Below are 17,575 nucleotides of genomic sequence, written 5' to 3' on the forward strand. Positions count from 1 at the left end.
GATGGCGGCCGCGCAGGGCGCTCCGCACTGGGCCGACATCGGCGAATCGACGTCGGTGGCCGGCGTGTTGTTCCTGTGCTGGGTGCACCGCTGGTTCGGGCGCTGGCCGTTCCGACTGTGCGTGTGGCCCGTGGTGGCCTGCCACTGGCTGGGCAACCGCGTCGGCCGCCAGGCCTCCATGCAGTACCTCCAGCGCCTGCAGGCACACAGCGGTGTGCTGGGCCGTGCGCCGACCCGGCGCGACAGCCTGCGCCACTTCTTCGCCTTCGCCGACACGATGCTGGACAAGATCCTCGGCCTGGGCGGGCGCTATCCGGCCGAACGCATCCACCTGCATCGCGACCTGGTGCTGGAGAAGATCGCGCGCCGCGAAGGCGGGCTGATCCTGACCGCGCACATCGGCTGCCTGGAACTGTGCCAGGTGCTGGCCGAACAGGTGCCGGGGTTCCGCATCACCGTGCTGGTGCACACCGCGCATGCGCAGCGCTTCAACCGCCTGCTGCAACGGCTGGACCCGCTGGCGGCGGTGGAACTGGTGCAGGTAACCGAAATGGGCCCGGCCACGGCAGTGATGCTGGCCGAGCGCGTCGCGGCGGGGGGCTTCGTCGCCATCGTCGGCGACCGCACGCCGGTGCAGGGCGGACGCAGCGTCACCGCCGATTTCCTTGGCCACCGCGCCCCGTTCCCGATCGGTGCCTATGTGCTCGCCGCCGCACTGGGCTGCCCGGTCTACACCATGGCCTGCCTGCACCAGGGCGAGGGCTACCGCGTGGCATTCGAACAGTTCGCCGAACGCATCGTGCTGCCGCGCGGCTCACGCGATGCGGCACTGGCCGAACAGGCACAGCGCTTCGCGCGTTGGCTGGAACTCCAGGTCATCCAGTCCCCGTTGGACTGGTTCAATTTCTTCCCCTTCTGGGATCAGGCTCCGCATGACGACTGACGCCGTACCCGCATGCCGCTTTGGCGATGCACCGTTGACCATCGAAGACGTGGTTGCCCTGGCCCAGCGCCAGTGCGAGGCCGCACTGAGCGACGCGCCGGCGTTCCGCGCGCACATCCAGCGCGGTGCCGACTTCCTCGACCGCCTGCTGCGCGAGGACGGCGTGATCTACGGTGTGACCACCGGCTATGGCGATTCGTGCACGGTGAACATCCCACCGGCGCTGGTGGCTGAACTGCCGCACCACCTGTACACCTACCATGGCTGCGGCCTGGGCCGTTACCTGGACCCGGTCGAGACCCGTGCGGTGCTGGCGGCGCGCCTGGCCTCTCTGGTGCGCGGCATGTCCGGTGTAAGCCTGCCGCTGCTGGAAGGCCTGGCCACGCTGCTGCAGCACGACGTGCTGCCGATGATTCCGGCCGAAGGCTCGGTCGGTGCCAGCGGTGACCTGACGCCGCTGTCCTACGTGGCGGCGGTGCTGTGCGGCGAGCGCGAGGTGCTGCACGACGGCCGCGTGCAGCCGGCGGCGGACGTGCTGGCGAAGATCGGCATGACCCCGCTGAAGCTGCGGCCGAAGGAAGGCCTGGCGATCATGAACGGCACCGCGGTGATGACCGGCCTGGCCTGCCTGGCCTGGCAGCGCGCCGACTACCTGGCACGCATGGCTACGCGCCTGACCGCGTTCAACGTGCTGGCCAGCGACGGCAACGCGCACCACTTCGACGAAACCCTGTTCGCAGCCAAGCCGCACCCGGGCCAGGGCCGCATCGCCGCGCGCCTGCGCAGCGACCTGCACAGCGAGCGCCCGCCGCGCAATGAACAGCGCCTGCAGGATCGCTACTCGCTGCGCTGCGCACCGCATGTGATCGGCGTGCTGGAGGACAGCCTGCCGTTCCTGCGCCAGCTGATCGAGACCGAACTGAACAGCGCCAACGACAACCCGCTGATCGACGCCGACGGCGAGCGCATCCTGCATGGCGGCCACTTCTACGGGGGCCACATCGCGCTGGCGATGGACACCCTGAAGAACACCGTGGCCAACGTTGCCGATCTGCTCGACCGGCAGCTGGCGCTGGTGGTGGACGCCCGTTACAACCATGGCCTGCCGGCCAACCTGTCGGCGGCTACCGGTCCGCGCGCGGCCATCAACCATGGGCTGAAGGCACTGCAGATCAGCGTGTCGGCCTGGACTGCCGAAGCGCTGAAGCAGACCATGCCGGCCAGCGTGTTCTCGCGTTCCACCGAATGCCACAACCAGGACAAGGTCAGCATGGGCACCATCGCCGCGCGCGACTGCCTGCGCGTGATCGAGCTGACCGAACAGGTGGTGGCGGCAATGCTGATCGCCGCGCGCCAGGGCCTGGCCCTGCGTGAACGGGTTGGCCTGAATGCGCAGCTGCATGGCAGTCTGGCCGACATGTACGCCGACCTGGGGCAACGCATCGCCCTGGTCGAGGAAGACCGCGCGCTGGATCGCGAACTGCGGGAACTGCTGGTGGAGATCCGCGCGCAACGTTGGGAGCTGTATGCCGGTGAATGAGGCCATTGAACGGGTTGGCGAGATTGCGTTGACCCCCGCCTTCCATGACTGCGATCCGATGAACGTGGTCTGGCATGGCAACTACTTCAAGTACTTCGAGATCGCGCGCTGCGCGCTGCTCGGTCGCTACGACTACGACTACCCGCAGATGCTCGAATCGGGCTACCTGTGGCCGGTGGTCGACGCGCGGGTGAAGTACGTGCGCCCGCTGCTGTTCAACCAGGCGCTGCGCGTGGTCGCGCGCATCGTGGAATGGGAGAACCGGCTGAAGATCGAGTACGAAATCCTCGATGCGGAAAGCGGCCAGGTGCTGACCCGGGCGATGACCATCCAGGTCGCGGTGGACGCGGCCAGCAAGGAAATGCTGTACCAGTGCCCGCCGGTACTGTGGGAACGCCTGGGAGTGCCTGCGCCATGAACCGAGCGAACCGTTTCGCGCGTGCGCTGCTGTGCGCGCTGCTGCTGGTGGCCGCACCACTGGTGCAGGCGGCCGACCCCGCCATCGATGCGATTACCCAGGCGGTGGCGCGGCCGGATGTGCTGCGTGGCCAGTTCACTCAGGAAAAGCAGGTGAGTGGCTTCAGGAACCCGCTGCGCTCGCAGGGCCGGTTCGTGGTCGCGCGCCAGCACGGCGTGATCTGGACCACGCTCAAGCCGTTCCCCTCGGAAGTAGTGGTCACCGCCGACCGCATCCTAAGCCGGCAGCGTGATGGCAGCACCCGCGTCGAACTGGACGCGCGGCAGCAGCCGGCGATGCGTTCAGTGAATGCGATCATGTTCGCGTTGATGAGTGGCGACGTGCAGGCACTGTCCAGCCAGTTCAACGTGGCGGCCAGCCGTGAAGGGCAGGGCTGGCGGCTGCGCCTGACGCCGAAGTCGGCGATGCTGGCCAAGGCCTTCGAATCGCTGACCCTGCAGGGCGACCGCTACGTGCGCCAGGTCGAGATCGTCGAGGCCAACAAGGACCGCACGCAGATCCAGTTCAGCGCGTTGAGCGAGGCGCCGGCCACGCTCAATGCCGACGAGGCCCGCCGCTTTGAGTGAGGCCGTGGCATCGAACGCACCGGACCGGTTGCGGCGCTGGTGGCACTGGCTGGGCATTGCCTGGCTGCTGGTGCTGCTGGCGCTGGGCGCACAGCAGTGGCAGCTGTGGAGCCAGCAATCGCGGATCGACACCGACATCCTCGCCCTGCTGCCGCAGGATGCGCACGACCGCCTGTTGAGCGACGTCACCCGGCGCATTGCCGATGGCAGTTCGCGGCAGGTCGTGGTGCTGCTCGGCAGCAAGGACAGCGCGGCTGCCAAGCGCGCGCAGGTGGCCTTTGCGGCGGCCATGGCCAAGGATGCCGACCATGCCTTGCTGGTACCCAGCGGCTCGATCGAAGGCTGGTTTGACGAGGCGCGCGCGTTCTACGCGCCGTACCGCGACCGCCTGCTGACACCGGCCCAGCGCGAGCAGTTGCTGGGCAGCGAACCGGGCGTGTTGGCCGAGCAGGCGCTGGCTGCGCTGTATGGCCCGATGGGTGCGCCGCGATTGACTGAATGGCGCCAGGATCCGTTGTCGCTGTGGCCGCAGTGGTGGCAGCAGCAGGCGCAGGGTTCGGGCCTGCGGTTGGGCGATGACGGCCTGCTTGAAGCCGAGGGCAGGCATTGGGCCGTGCTGCAGTTCGATACGCCCGGCTCGGCGTTCCAGCTGGATGGCGAGCGCCACCTCGATGGCCTGCTGGAACGTGCCGGGCAGGCCGCCACGGCGGCGGCGCCTGAGCTTGAAATCCTGCATGCCGGCGTGCCGCTGCATGCCGAGGCCGCCGCGGTGCAGGCCAACCAGGAGATCAACACCATCGGTTGGGGGTCGCTGGCGGCGGTGCTGCTGCTGGTATGGCTGGCATTCCGCTCGCTGCGCCCGATCCTGCTGGTGGCCGCCTCGCTGCTGATCGGCTGTGGCGTGGCGCTGGCGGTGACCGTGCTGGTGTTCGGCAAGGTGCACGTGCTGACCCTGGTGTTTGGTGCGTCGCTGGTGGGCGTGGCCGAGGATTACGGCATTCACTGGTTCGCCTCGCGCCAGGCCGAACCGGCCGATCGTCGCTGGAAACTGCTGCGGCATCTGCTGCCCGGCCTGTGGCTGGCCCTGCTGACCAGCGCGCTGGCCTACCTGGCATTGGGCCTGGCCCCGTTCCCCGGCCTGCGCCAGATGGCGCTGTTCTCGGTGGTCGGCCTGGCCGCAGCTTTCCTCACGGTGATCTTCTGGTTCCCGTGGCTCGACGGTGGCGAGATCCGCCAGACCCGCTTCTCGCAGTGGCTGGGCAATACGCTGGAGCGTTTCCCGCGGCTGCATGGCCGCCGCGCGGTGACGGTCTTCGTGGTGGTCGCGCTGGCACTGTCTGCCATCGGCATCGTGCGCCTGCAGAGCAACGACGACCTGCGCAGCCTGCAGTCCTCGCCGCCGGCATTGATGGCGCAGCAGATCCGCCTGAGCCAGTTGCTGGGCATGCCCAGTCCGGCGCAGTTCTACCTGGTGCAGGGTGTCGATGCCGCGCAGCTGCTGCAGCGCGAGGAAGCACTGACCGAGCGCCTGCGTGTGTTGGCCACCGACAAGCGCATTGGTGGCTATCGCGCGATCAGCGATTGGCTGCCATCACCGGCACGCCAGCAGGCCGATGCTGCGCTGACCGCGAAGGTGGAACCCGGCGTGCTGTCGGCCGTGTCCGAGGCGGTGGGCGAGCCGCTGCAGCGGCCGCAGTTCGCCGGCGCGCCGCTCACCGCCGAAGCCTTCCTGGCCTCGCCGGCCTCGCAGCCGTTCCGCCACCTGTGGGTGGGTGAAGTCGGTGGGCAGATGATCAGCGTGGTGATGGTCGATGACCTGTCGCGCGCCGATGCCCTGGCCACGCTGCAGGGTGCTGCCGAAGGCCTGCCCGGCGTGCGCTGGGTAGACCGCACCTCCGATTTCTCCAAGCTGCTGGGCCACTACCGCAAGCTGATGGGCGGGCTGCTGCTGGTCGGCATCGCACTGGTGTTCGGTGCGCTGTGGCTGCGCTACCGCCGCCAGGCCTGGCGCGTATTTGCCCCCACCCTGATTGCCGGCGCACTGACCCTGGGCCTGCTGGGCCTGTTCGGCCAGCCGCTGCAGCTGTTCAACGTGCTGGCGCTGATGCTGCTGCTGGGCATGGGCATCGACTACGGCATCTTCCTGATCGAACACCGTGGCGATGCCAGCGCATGGCTGGCGGTCTGCGTGGGTGCGGCCAGCACCTGGCTGTCGTTCGGCCTGCTGGGCCTGTCGCAGACCCCGGCGCTGCGCGCGTTCGGCCTGACCCTGCTGTTCGGCATCGGCCTGGTCTGGCTGATCTCGCCACTGTTCCGGCCGCCACCGCATGACCTGCCGCCGGCCTGAGTCCGCCTTCCGCTTTTCTTCTTTCCCTGATCGAGCAACAAGGACGCCCCGATGAGTACTGCTGTGGATGCTGTCGAACGCACTGAAATCCTGATCATCGGCGCAGGCCCGGCCGGCTCCGTGGCCGCGGCGATGCTGCGCCAGCAGGGCCGACAGGTGCTGATGCTGGAGCGCCAGCAGTTCCCGCGCTTCTCCATCGGCGAAAGCCTGCTGCCGCAGAGCATGGAGTACATCGAAGCAGCCGGGCTGCTGCAGGATGTGGTCGAGGCCGGCTTCCAGTACAAGAACGGCGCGGCCTTCGTGCACGGTGAAGCGCGTACTGCCTTCGACTTCCGGAAGAAGTTCTCGCCGGGCTGGGGTACCACCTACCAGGTGCAGCGCGCCGACTTCGACAACGTGTTGGCACGCGGCGCCGAGCGCATGGGAACCACGCTGCGTTTCGGTGATGAAGTGCTGTCGGTCGAACCCGGTGAACAGCCTGCGGTGAACGTGCGCCGCCCGGATGGCAGCGAATACCGCATCGAGGCCGATTTCATCCTCGACGCATCGGGCTTCGCGCGCCTGCTGCCGCGCCTGCTGCAGCTGGAATCGCCATCCAATTTCCCGGTGCGCGGCGCGATCTTCTGCCACGTGCGCGACAACATTCCGGCCGAAGCCGACTTCGACCGCAACAAGATCCTGATCACCACCCATCCCGAACACATCGACGTCTGGTACTGGACGATTCCATTCTCCAACGGCTGCTGCTCGCTGGGCGTGGTCGCCGAGCCGTCGTTCTTCGAGCGCTACGAAGGCGACGACCTGCAGAAGCTGCAGGCCATCGTCGGCGAGGACCCCAACCTGACCCGCCTGCTGGCCAATGCCGAATGGGCGGTGCTGCCGGTGCGCCGCATCACGGGTTACTCGGCCAATGTCAGCTCGCTGTGGGGCCCCGGCTACGCGTTGCTGGGCAACGCCGGCGAGTTCCTCGACCCGGTGTTCTCGTCCGGTGTGACCATTGCCTTCAAGTCCGCGCAGCTGGCCAGCGAGTGCCTCAAGCGCCGTTATGCCGGCCAAACCGTAGACTGGGAAGCTGAATTCTCGATCCCGCTGCGCGCCGGCGTGAAGACCTTCCGCCGCTTCGTGGAAAGCTGGTACCAGGGCGGCTTCCAGAAGATCATCTACCACCCGCAGCAGCAGCCCGAAGTGCGCGACATGATCAGCTCCATCCTGGCCGGTTACGCCTGGGACACCAAGAATCCGTATGTGGCCGATGAAAGTGGTCGCCGCATGCGCGTGCTGGAGGAATTGTGCAGCGCCTGATCTTCCGTACTGCGGCCCTGCTGCTGTGCCTGCTGCTGGCCGCCTGTGCCGGGCGCATGCCCAAGCCCCAGGTGGAGCTGCCGCCGCTGCGGCTGTCGCCGGCCAGCCTGCCGGCGCCGCTGGCCCTGCAGCAGCAGCTGCATTTCCGCTTCGGCAGCCATGAGCGCGACCTCGACGCGCTGCTGGAAGCCGACGCGCAGCAGGTGCAGCTGGCGGTGCAGGCGATGGGCCAGACCGGCGTGCGCCTGCAGTGGGACGGCCAGCAGCTGACCCAGCAGCGCGCGCCGTGGCTGCCGCCGCAGGTACGTGCCGAGCGTGTGCTGGATGACCTGCAGTTCGCGCTGTGGCCGACCGCGGCCATCGCCGCCGCGCTGCCGGCCGACTGGCAGGTCAGCGACGACGGCCAGCAGCGCAGCCTGTCGCGCGATGGCACGGTGTGGCTGCAACTGCAGCGCCTGGACGATGGCAGCGTGCAGCTGGACAACCGTGCCGAAGGCTATGCGCTGCGCATCGAATCGATCGACATGGCCGGACAGGACCGATGAGTGCACCGATCTACCTGAACGACCTGGGCGTGGTCTGCGCGCTCGGCGATGGCCGCGCCGCTGTCGCGTCGGCGATGTTCGCCGACGTGCCGGGCGGGCTCAGTGACAACGACAGCCTGTTGCCGGGGCGCACCCTGGCGCTGGGAGAAGTACGCACGCCACTGCCGGCGCTGGAGGAACTGCCGGTGGCCCTGCGCGGGCGCAACAACGCCCTGCTGGACGTGGCACTGGCGCAGATCGCTCCGGCGGTGGCCGCCGCGATCACCCGCCATGGCGCCGAGCGCGTGGCGGTGGTGCTGGGCACCAGCACCTCGGGCATTGGTGAGTCCGAGCAGGCCCTGCGCACCCACGCCGAACAGGGCCAGTGGCCGCAGGGCTTCGATTACGCCCAGCAGGAAATGGGTACTGCCGCGCAGTTCGTGCGCCAGCGCAGCGGCGCTCAGGGGCCCGCGTGGACCCTGTCCACCGCCTGCTCGTCCAGTGCCAAGGCATTGATGTCGGCTGCACGCATGCTGCGAGCCGGTATCGTCGACGCCGTGATCGCAGGCGGCGCGGACTCGCTGTGCCGCTTCACCGTGGCCGGTTTCAGCGCGCTGGAATCGGTGTCGGCCCTGCGCTGCAATCCGTTCTCGCAGCACCGCGCCGGTATCAACATCGGCGAGGGCGCCGCGCTGTTCCTGCTCACCCGCGAGCCGGGCCCGGTGTGCCTGGCCGGGTGGGGCGAGTCGGCCGACGCTCACCATATGTCCGCCCCCGATCCGCAGGGCCTGGGTGCCATCGATGCCCTGCAGCAGGCGCTGCAGCGCGCCGGCTGGGCGGCCGATGAAGTGGACTACGTGAACCTGCATGGCACCGCCACCGGGCACAACGATGCGATGGAAAGCCTGGCGGTTTCGCAGGTGCTGGGCAACGGCATTCGGGCCAGTTCGACCAAGCCCCTGACCGGCCATACGCTGGGTGCGTCAGGCGCGATCGAAGCTGCATTGTGCTGGATCGTGCTGGCCGAGAACCCGCAGCAGCAACTGCCACCGCACTGGTGGGACGGCGTGGCAGACCCCGCGCTGCCGGCACTGCCGCTGGTCGCACCGGCCACCCGCCTGGCGCAGGCACCGCGGCGGGTGCTGAGCAATTCGTTCGCCTTCGGCGGCAGCAATGCCGTGCTGGCGCTGGAGCGTCGATGAACATGCTGTATGCAATTGAAGAGGTAGTACCGCACCGCCAGGACATGTGCCTGCTGGAGCGCATCACGCACTGGGACCAGGACACCATCGAGGCGGAACTGGTGGTGCCCGAGGCCGGCCTGTTCGTGGAAAACCACGAAGTACCGGCCTGGGTGGGAATCGAATACATGGCACAGGCCATCGCGGCCTGGGCCGGCTGCCGTGCGCGTGCAGCCGGCAAGCCGCCGCAGCTGGGCTTCCTGCTCGGCAGCCGCCGCTACAACAGCGCGCGCTGCAGCTTCCCCAGCGGCTCGCGGCTGCGCGTACAGGCGCGCTGCGAGCTGTTGGGTGACAATGGATTGGGGATGTTCGCCTGCCGCATCCTGGCGGGCGAGGACGAATGGGCGACAGCCAACGTGTCGGTGTTCGAACCGGCCGATGCGATGGCCTATCTGGAGAGTGGACAGGCATGACAGGGAATCGAAGCGTGCTGGTGACCGGCGCCAGCCGGGGCATCGGCCGGGCCATCGCGCTGCGCATCGCGCGCGATGGCTTCGACGTGGTGGTGCATTGCCGCAGCCGCCTGGATGAGGCACAGGCCGTGGTGGCCGAGATCCACGCGTTGGGCCAGCAGGCCCGCGTACTGATGTTCGACGTGGCCGACCGCGAGGCCGCACGCGCCGCGCTGGAGGCCGATGTCGAAGCGCACGGCGCGTACTACGGCGTGGTCTGCAATGCCGGCATCGCCCGCGACGGCGCCTTCCCGGCGCTCTCTTCGGAAGACTGGGACCAGGTCATCCACACCAACCTGGATGGCTTCTACAACGTGCTGCATCCGCTGATCATGCCGATGGTGCGGCGGCGCAAGCCGGGCCGCATCGTCACCCTGTCGTCGGTGTCCGGACTGGCCGGCAACCGCGGGCAGGTCAATTACAGTGCCGCCAAGGCCGGCATCATCGGTGCCACCAAGGCCCTGGCGCTGGAACTGGCCAGCCGCCAGATCACCGTCAACTGCGTGGCCCCGGGCCTGATCGAGACCGAAATGCTCAACGATGAAGTGATCGAACACGCGCTCAAGCTGATTCCCGCCGGCCGCGTCGGCCGTCCCGACGAAGTGGCGGCCACGGTGGCGTTCCTGCTGTCCGAACCGGCCGGCTACATCACCCGCCAGGTGATCTCGGTGAACGGGGGCATGCTCTGATGGCCACCGATCGTCGCGTCGTGGTGACCGGTGCGTCCGCGATCAGTCCGCTCGGCCATGACTGGCCGACCATCGAGGCGCATCTGCGCAGCTGCCGCAACGCGGTGCGCGCGATGCCCGAGTGGGATGTCTATGCCGGGCTGAACACCAAGCTGGCTGCGCCGGCGCAGGACTTCGCGCTGCCGCCGAGCTACAACCGCAAGACCACCCGCTCCATGGGCAAGGTCGCGATCATGTCGGTGCGTGCCACCGAAGTGGCGCTGCGCGAAGCCGGCCTGCACGAGCACCCGGTGCTGCGCAGCGGTCGCACCGGCGTGGCCTATGGTTCCTCGTCGGGCAGCCACGAAGCCACCGGCGAGTTCGGGCGCATGCTCAACGAGTTCACCACCGAAGGCATCAGCGCCACCACCTACCTGAAGATGATGAGCCATACCGCGCCGGTCAACATCGGCGTGTTCTTCGGCCTGTCCGGGCGTGTCTACACCACCTCCAGCGCCTGCACCTCGGGCAGCCAGGGCGTGGGCGCGGCCTATGAAGCGATCCGCAGCGGCAAGCAGACGGTGATGGTCGCCGGTGGTGCCGAGCAGCTCGACGCTACCGCTGCGGCGGTGTTCGACACCCTGTTCGCCACCAGCGTGCGCAACGACGCGCCGCAGACCACGCCGCGCCCGTTCGATGCCGGCCGCGATGGCCTGGTGCTGGGCGAGGGTGCCTGCACGCTGATCCTGGAAGACCTGGAGCACGCGCAGGCGCGCGGTGCCACCATCCTTGCCGAGGTGGTCGGCTACGGCACCAACAGCGACGGCCAGCACGTCACCCAGCCCAGCGCCGACACCATGGCCCAGGCCATGCGCCTGGCGCTGGAGGATGCGGGCCTGGAGGCGGCGCAGATCGACTACGTCAACGCCCACGGCACCGCCACCGATCACGGCGACATCGCCGAGACCCAGGCCACCGCGCAGGTGTTCGGCAGCCGCGTACCGATCAGCTCGCTGAAGAGCTACGTCGGCCACATGCTCGGTGCCTGCGGTGCGTTCGAGGCCTGGCTGAGCATCGAGATGATGCGTGCCGGCTGGTTCGCCCCCACGCTGAACCTGGCCGAGGTTGACCCGCGCTGCGGCCAGCTCGACTTCATCACCGGGCAGGGCCGCGAATTGCAGGCCGAGTACGTGATGAGCAACAACTTCGCCTTCGGCGGCATCAACACCTCGCTGGTGTTCCGCCGCTGGAGCGAATGATCCACCGTCCCATCCCGCCTTTTTCCTCAACCCACCCGCACCCCCGACAAGGAGATGTTCCGATGCGCCGCACCCTGATGATCGCCACGGCCACTGCACTGCTGGCCCTGACCTCCACCGCCTCCGCCCGCGACACCCGCGTTGAGCAGTCCCTGCAGGAGCTGGTCACCTCGCAGGCCGCCCGGGACGCCGGCATCGACGGCAGCGTGCGCTTCTACCTGGCCGGCCAGCCGGTCAGCGTGCAGCAGCGCCTGGGCGAGGACGTGACCAACAAGAAGACCAACGCCGCCAACAAGAGCGATGCCGAGGCCTGCCGCTGGGTCGCGCTGTCGGCGCTGCGCGCACTGCAGGACGGCGCCAAGTCGCGCGGTGCCAACGCGGTGGTCGACATCGTCAGCTACTACAAGAAGAACGAGTTCAAGAGCAGCACCAACTACGAATGCTATGCCGGTACGATCCTCGCTGGCGTGGCGCTGAAGGGCACCTACGCCAAGGTCAAGTAAGCGACCGCAGGGCAGCGGCGTTGCCTGAACGCCGCCGCCACATTGCTGAACCCCGTCGGGGAAACGCCGTCGATCACGCCGCCATCGTCGGCCGACGGCTTTCCCCGGTGTCGGCTTTCCGACACAATCATGGCTCTTCCCGGGTTATCGTCCCGCGGACATGCACGCCTACGTCTATAAAAGCCAACTCAAGCCTGACACCTACGTCTACGTTCCCCGACGCGATGATTTCAGCGCGCTGCCTGCGCCGCTGCTCACCTCGCTGGGTGCGCTCACCTTCGTCCTGGACGTGGCCCTGGATGCCCAGCGTCGCCTGGCCCAGGCCGACCCGGACAAGGTTCGCAGTGACATGAGCGAGCGCGGGTTCTACCTGCAGGTGCCGCCGTCGGTGGCCAGCCTGATGCCGCGCCACTATGACTGACGTCTCCCGTCCGCGCGCCCTGTCGATCGCCTTCGCCGTGGGCGCCTTGCTGGCACTGGGTGCTGCCGTGGGCGGCGTTGCCGGTGCCATCCTCGCCGCCCTGGCGCAACCGGCGTTCGCGCTGGGCGTGTCGTGGTGGCGGCGCAGCCGTGCGCTGCTGCCGCTGAAGGTGGTTGCACGCCAGGACCTGCCGGCGCTGCTGGCACTGTGGGCGGCCGCACCGCTGCTGCTGGCGCTGCTGCTGGCCTGGCCGCTGGCGGCGCTGCGTGACAGCGGCAGCCTTGCGGCGGTGCTGGGCCTGAGCGTGCTGGTCAGTGCCGGCCTGCTCGCTGCCTGGCGCACCTGGCCGTTGTGGAACGATGTCGAACGGCTTGATGGCCGCCTGGCCCATCATTGGCAGGCGCTGGCCGGTCGCGACCTGACCGCCTGGCGCGGTCTCGGCGTGGCGGCGCTGGTGATCGCGCTGGCCGCGCTGGTGGTGCTGCCGGCCTGGCCGGGGCTGCTGCCGGAGAGCGCGCGCTGGCCCGCTGCGCTGGCCGTGGTGGTGGTGTCTCCCGTGCTGCACCTGCTGCTGCAACGGGTCGCGCCGGCGCCGCTGGTGTCGTTGCGCCCCAGCCCGTTGGCCACCGCCAGCAACGAGCACGAACCGATGTTCGCTGCCGCGGCCGAGACCGCGCCGCTGGAGGCGATGGCACCGCAGGAGCTGACCCCGGCCCTGTATGAAGCCGCCCGCCACGGCCGCATCGACCGCGGCCTGCAGCTGCTGCAGGCCGGCGCCGATCCGTATGCGCTGCCCGACCCGAACTGGCGAGACCAGCGCAGCCTGGCGGTGCTGGCGGCGGTGCTGCCGGACCTGCGCCTGCTGCGCGAACTGATTGCCCGCGGCGTTGACGTGAACGCGCCGCACCGGGGCATGACCCCGCTGCTGGCCGCCACCCGCGACAGCTGGCATGGCCGCCCCGAAGCCGTGATGACCCTGCTCGCCAACGGTGCCGATTCGCGTGCCACCGACAGCGATGGCAACACCCCGCTGCACCATGCCGCGCGCAGTTCCGACCCAGGCGTGGCCGCGCTGCTGCGCGATGCCGCCGCCGAAGTCGATGCGCTGAACAACGAGGGCTGGTCGCCGCTGGCCGTGGCCTGCCAGGTCGGCAACTGGCGCCTGGCCCGCTTCCTGCTCGAACGCGGTGCGCGCAGCGAACCGGCAGAGGGTACCCCGGTGCTGCTGGCCGCCGCCGCCACCGAAGACGACGATCCGGCTGGCGTGCAGCTGCTGCTCAAGCACAAGGCGCGTGCCGACGCGCGTGATCGCCAGCGCCGCAGCGCGCTGCACGAGGCGGCGCTGGCCGGCCACGTTGAAATCATCGGCGTGCTGCTGGCCGCCGGTGCCAACCTGGAAGCACGCGATGCACTCGGGCGTACGCCCTGGCTGGAAGCCGCCCGTGCCGGGCGCGCCGCGGTGGTCGAACACTTGCTGCCGCACAAGCCGGACCTGGTTGCCGTCGACGGCGAAGGGCGCAACGCAGTGCAGCTGGCGGTGATGGCAGAGGATGTCTCGCCGTTGCTGGTCAAGCGCCTGGTGGAGCTGGGCATCGCCGCCGACGCGACCGATCCGGTCGGTCGCCGTGCAGTGGACTACGCTGCCGAAGCCGGGCGCTGGGCGATTGTCGCCCTGCTGGATCCGTCCTATCCGTTGCCGGCCGCGGTCAGTGACGGCCTGGCCGAGCGTGGCGAAGCCGCCAGTGCCAGCGGCCTGCTGCCGGACCGCCCGCCGCTGACCCTGCTGCGCGAGGCGCTGGGCTTCGGCAACACCGAAGGCATGGCCGCGCTGGCCAAGCTGTGCCAGCCGGAAGAACTGGGCGGCCTGCTGCTCGACCCCGAGCTGGCGCTGGAGCCACGCGCGGTGGATTGGCTGCTGGGCCACGGCGCCGATCCCTACGTGCGCGACGCCTGTTCCGATACGCCGATGTTCGCGTTGCTGTCGCGCGGAATCGATGCGGTGCCGGCGTTGCAGGTGATGTTGCAGCGTGGCTTGTCGCCGGCCGGACGCGGTGGCCTGGCACGCTTCCTGGCGGCCTGTGCGCAGCACGACCAGGCCGCCCGTGGCCTGGAACAGCTGGCGCTGGAATTGCTGGAGCGTGGCGCCGATCCGTTCGCGGCTTCGCCGGCCGGTGATCCGCCGTTGTCGCTGGCGGTGCGCCTGGGCTGGCTGCGCCTGCAGCAGGCGCTGCTGAAGGCGGGCGTCGATCGTGAAGCGCGCGACAGCCATGGCATGACCGCATTGCATCTGGCCACCGCATTGGCCCGCGAAGGCGCGCTGAAGCTGCTGGTGCAGCACGGTGCCTCGCCGGAAGCACGCGCCGCCGATGGCCAGACGCCGCTGGGCGTGGCGCTGTCGATTGGTCGCCGCGACCTGGCCGACTGGCTGGACTGGCGGGTGTGGCCGTTGCCGCGTCGCACCCTGCGCGAGTCCGATCTGCCGGCCGCCGCAATGGCCGGTGACGTGGATGCGGTACGCCGCCTGATCGACCTGGGCTTCGCCGTCGATGCGGTTGATGCGCAGGGCTGCACCGCGCTGCTGCGTGCCGCCGGCGGTGGCCATCTGGCGGTGACCGACCTGTTGCTGGCGCGTGGCGCTGATCCGCAGCATGCAGCGGCCAGTGGTGCCACGCCGCTGTCGGCGGCGGTCAGCATGCGCCAGGTGGACATCGTCTCGGCCCTGCTCGACGCTGGCGCCAAGCTGGAACACCGCCTGCCGGGCGGAGTGACCGTGCTGATGCTGGCGTCCGCGCTGGGCCTGCCGGACATCGTTGCGCGCCTGCTCACCGCCGGTGCCGACGTGCACGCCGGTGACGCCCAGCAGCTGGGCCCGCTGCACTGTGCCGCGCTGTATGGCTTCAGTGCCCGCGACCGCTCGCGCCTGCTCGCCCTGCTCGACACCCTGCTGCTGGCCGGTGCCGAACCGGACCAGGCCGCGGCCGGTGCGGTCACGCCGCTGCTGCTGCTGCTGGGCGCACGCGCCGAGCCCGGCACCGCCTGCGACGAACAGGTGGTGATGGCAGCGGTGGAACGCCTGCTGGACGAAGACGTGAGCCTTGAGGTGCGTGATCCGCGCGGCTTCGGACCGCTGCACCTCGCGGCCCTGCACGGCCTGCCGCTGCTGGTGCAGCGCCTGCTGCGCGCTGGTGCCGATCCGGAGGCGCGCGACAGCCTCAACCGCAGCCCGCGCGAGATCGCGGTGATGCGTGGCTTCATCGACGTGGCCGGCGAGTTTGAACCGCGCGTGCCGGGCGTCTCGTCGATGGCGCGGTTCCTGCGCGACAACGGTTGAGCATCGGGGTCGGATCCCTTTCCCACGGAAAGGGCTCTGACCCCGGCATCGCGTCATCCACGCATGGCGTGGATCTACGGCCGGAATCCGCAGTGGGTAGTGCCGGCCGCTGGCCGGCAACCTCATGACACCTCGGGGACGCGAGATTGCCGGCCAGCGGCCGGCACTACTGCAATCCGTGGTGGGTGCCGACCGTTGGTCGGCACGCCTACTTGCCGTCGCTTTCCGCGTCGGCCTCGAACAGATGCATCAGGTCGTTGCGTGCGTCGCGCGAGGTCTGGATCACCGCTGCCTCGTCGTCGTACACCAGGTACTGGTCGCGCAGCAGCTGCTCATCGTGCTCGCGGAAGCGCTGCACGTGGCGCTCGGCCACGTCCGGTGCCACGCCCAGCGCGGTCAGCACGCGGCCGCTCATCTCCAGGCTGGTGCCGAACACTTCGCGGAACGGCTCGGCCGACATGTCCATCAACCGCCACGCATGCTGGCGGTTGCGTGCACGCGCCAGCACCGTCGCGTCCGGGTACAGCCGGCGCACCATGCGCACCGCGCGCAGGTTGGTTTCCGGGTCATCCACGGTGATCACGAACACATCGATGTGCTCGCCCCCGGCCGCGCGCAGCATCTCCGGCCGGGTCGGGTCGCCGTAATACAGCTGGTTGCCGAATCGGCGCAGGTCGGCCACGGTATCCGGGTTCGCCTCCAGCGCCACGAATGGCACCTTCTGCGCGGTCAGCAGGCGCGCGATCACCTGGCCGAAGCGGCCCATGCCGGCGATCAGCACCTTGGGCCGGTTGTCCGGCGCCACCTTGTCGGCCTCGGCCGGCTCGCGCGGAGTAGCTTTCTCCTGGCCGAGCAGTTTCAGCAGCGCGATCATCAACAGCGGCGTGATCGCCATCGACAGGCCGACGATCGCCACCAGCCGGTCGTGGTTGGCGTTGCCCAGCAGGTGCGCGCGCTGTGCCTCGTTGAACACCACGAAGGCGAACTCGCCGCCCAGCCACAGCACGCTGCCCAGCAGCAGCGATTGCCGCGAGCTGAGCCGGGCGACACGTCCAACCGCGTAGAGCAGGCTGAACTTGACCACCAGCAGGATGCCGACACCTGCGGCGATCAGCCACGGCTCGGCGGCGATGCGGTCCAGGTCGATGCCCATGCCCACCGCGATGAAGAACAGGCCCAGCAGCAGCCCCTTGAACGGCTCGATCTGCGCTTCCAGCTCATGCCGGAACTCCGAATCGGACAGCAGCACGCCGGCCAGGAACGCGCCGAGGCTGGGGCTGAGGCCGGCTTCCTGCATGAACCAGGCGGTGCCCAGCACCACCAGCAGGGCGGTGGCAGTGAATACTTCCGGGCTGCGGGTGCGCGCGATGATGCTGAACACCTTGCGCAGCACCGGTCGTCCGCACAGGATCACCACCGCCAGCGCACCCAGCGCCACGGCCGCATCTTCCCAGCGCAGGGTCTCGTTCTTCACCCCGCCCAGCAGCGGGATGGCCGCCAGCAGTGGGATCGCGATCAGGTCCTGGAACAGCAGAATGGCGAACCCGAGCCGGCCATGGTCGCTGTTGATCGCCTTGTGCTCGGACAGCAGCTGCAGGCCCACCGCCGTGGATGACAGCGCCAGCGCCACGCCTACCACCAGCGCGCTCTTCCACTGGAAGTGGTCGAGCAGCAGCACGCCGCCCAGCACCAGCCCGGACAGCGCCACCTGCGCCGCACCGGCACCGAACACCGAGCGCCGCATCACCTTCAGGCGTGCCGGCGACAGCTCCAGGCCGATCACGAACAGCAGCATCACCACGCCGATCTCGGCGGCGCCGAGGATGCGGTCGGCGTCCTGCACGAAGCCCAGCCCGTCCGGGCCCAGCACCACACCGGCCGCCAGGTAGCCCAGCACCGCGCCGAAACCGAACTTCTTGAACACCGGCACGGCGATGACCGCCGCCAGCAGCAGCACCAGCGCCAGTTCCAGACCACCGCTATGCATGGGAATACCTGGT

General features: G+C 69.2%; 15 protein-coding genes. 14 read left to right on the top strand and 1 reads right to left on the bottom strand.

The genetic code is table 11. From position 1 onward, the window contains the following. The first annotated feature begins 1 nt into the window (after window position 1). From AC5P78_RS19375 to AC5P78_RS19440, 14 genes are all read left to right on the top strand, one after another. Complete coding sequence (locus tag AC5P78_RS19375) at window positions 2-943, top strand: lysophospholipid acyltransferase family protein (protein WP_049417925.1); 942 nt, start codon at window positions 2-4, stop codon at window positions 941-943. Further along, entirely contained in the window at window positions 933-2,483 is a 1,551-nt protein-coding gene (locus tag AC5P78_RS19380; protein ID WP_005411604.1) for an HAL/PAL/TAL family ammonia-lyase, read from the top strand. The genes AC5P78_RS19375 and AC5P78_RS19380 overlap by 11 nt, the downstream gene beginning before the upstream one ends. Further along, window positions 2,470-2,901, top strand: a complete 432-nt coding sequence (locus AC5P78_RS19385) for an acyl-CoA thioesterase (RefSeq protein ID WP_005411603.1) — start codon at window positions 2,470-2,472, stop codon at window positions 2,899-2,901. The genes AC5P78_RS19380 and AC5P78_RS19385 overlap by 14 nt, the downstream gene beginning before the upstream one ends. Further along, window positions 2,898-3,527: an outer membrane lipoprotein carrier protein LolA gene (locus tag AC5P78_RS19390; protein ID WP_005411602.1), complete on the top strand. Its 630-nt coding sequence runs from the start codon at window positions 2,898-2,900 to the stop codon at window positions 3,525-3,527. Before AC5P78_RS19385 ends, AC5P78_RS19390 begins: the two co-directional genes overlap by 4 nt. Next, window positions 3,499-5,874 carry an MMPL family transporter gene (locus AC5P78_RS19395; protein ID WP_323157138.1) on the top strand — a complete coding sequence of 792 codons (2,376 nt, stop codon included), beginning with the start codon at window positions 3,499-3,501 and terminating at the stop codon, window positions 5,872-5,874. The genes AC5P78_RS19390 and AC5P78_RS19395 overlap by 29 nt, the downstream gene beginning before the upstream one ends. 51 nt (window positions 5,875-5,925) lie before the next feature. Continuing rightward, window positions 5,926-7,176 carry an NAD(P)/FAD-dependent oxidoreductase gene (locus AC5P78_RS19400; RefSeq protein WP_043034447.1) on the top strand — a complete coding sequence of 417 codons (1,251 nt, stop codon included), beginning with the start codon at window positions 5,926-5,928 and terminating at the stop codon, window positions 7,174-7,176. Then, window positions 7,164-7,721: a DUF3261 domain-containing protein gene (locus AC5P78_RS19405; protein ID WP_005414865.1), complete on the top strand. Its 558-nt coding sequence runs from the start codon at window positions 7,164-7,166 to the stop codon at window positions 7,719-7,721. Before AC5P78_RS19400 ends, AC5P78_RS19405 begins: the two co-directional genes overlap by 13 nt. Next, window positions 7,718-8,902, top strand: coding sequence for a beta-ketoacyl-[acyl-carrier-protein] synthase family protein (locus tag AC5P78_RS19410; protein ID WP_005411598.1), 1,185 nt, complete (start codon window positions 7,718-7,720; stop codon window positions 8,900-8,902). Before AC5P78_RS19405 ends, AC5P78_RS19410 begins: the two co-directional genes overlap by 4 nt. Then, window positions 8,899-9,354 (top strand): hotdog family protein, encoded by a 456-nt coding sequence (locus AC5P78_RS19415; protein ID WP_005411597.1) that lies wholly within the window; start codon window positions 8,899-8,901, stop codon window positions 9,352-9,354. The genes AC5P78_RS19410 and AC5P78_RS19415 overlap by 4 nt, the downstream gene beginning before the upstream one ends. Beyond that, window positions 9,351-10,082 (top strand): 3-ketoacyl-ACP reductase FabG2, encoded by a 732-nt coding sequence (locus tag AC5P78_RS19420; RefSeq protein ID WP_012481595.1) that lies wholly within the window; start codon window positions 9,351-9,353, stop codon window positions 10,080-10,082. The genes AC5P78_RS19415 and AC5P78_RS19420 overlap by 4 nt, the downstream gene beginning before the upstream one ends. After that, window positions 10,082-11,320, top strand: coding sequence for a beta-ketoacyl-ACP synthase (locus tag AC5P78_RS19425; protein ID WP_012481594.1), 1,239 nt, complete (start codon window positions 10,082-10,084; stop codon window positions 11,318-11,320). Before AC5P78_RS19420 ends, AC5P78_RS19425 begins: the two co-directional genes overlap by 1 nt. A 62-nt stretch (window positions 11,321-11,382) precedes the next feature. Further along, window positions 11,383-11,823 (top strand): hypothetical protein, encoded by a 441-nt coding sequence (locus AC5P78_RS19430; protein ID WP_005411594.1) that lies wholly within the window; start codon window positions 11,383-11,385, stop codon window positions 11,821-11,823. A gap of 160 nt (window positions 11,824-11,983) precedes the next feature. Further along, a complete protein-coding gene (locus AC5P78_RS19435) occupies window positions 11,984-12,244 on the top strand; it encodes a YcgL domain-containing protein (RefSeq protein ID WP_005411593.1) in 261 nt (86 codons plus the stop codon). Beyond that, window positions 12,237-15,575, top strand: a complete 3,339-nt coding sequence (locus AC5P78_RS19440) for an ankyrin repeat domain-containing protein (protein ID WP_099562687.1) — start codon at window positions 12,237-12,239, stop codon at window positions 15,573-15,575. Before AC5P78_RS19435 ends, AC5P78_RS19440 begins: the two co-directional genes overlap by 8 nt. Before the next feature lie 208 nt (window positions 15,576-15,783). On the opposite strand, the gene AC5P78_RS19445 is transcribed toward AC5P78_RS19440, so the two are convergent. Continuing rightward, on the bottom strand, window positions 15,784-17,562 hold the full coding sequence (locus AC5P78_RS19445; protein ID WP_049427090.1) for a monovalent cation:proton antiporter-2 (CPA2) family protein: 1,779 nt from the start codon (window positions 17,560-17,562) through the stop codon (window positions 15,784-15,786). Between the last annotated feature and the right edge of the window lie 13 nt (window positions 17,563-17,575).

The organism is Stenotrophomonas sp. YJH_SMC_133 (assembly GCF_059370655.1).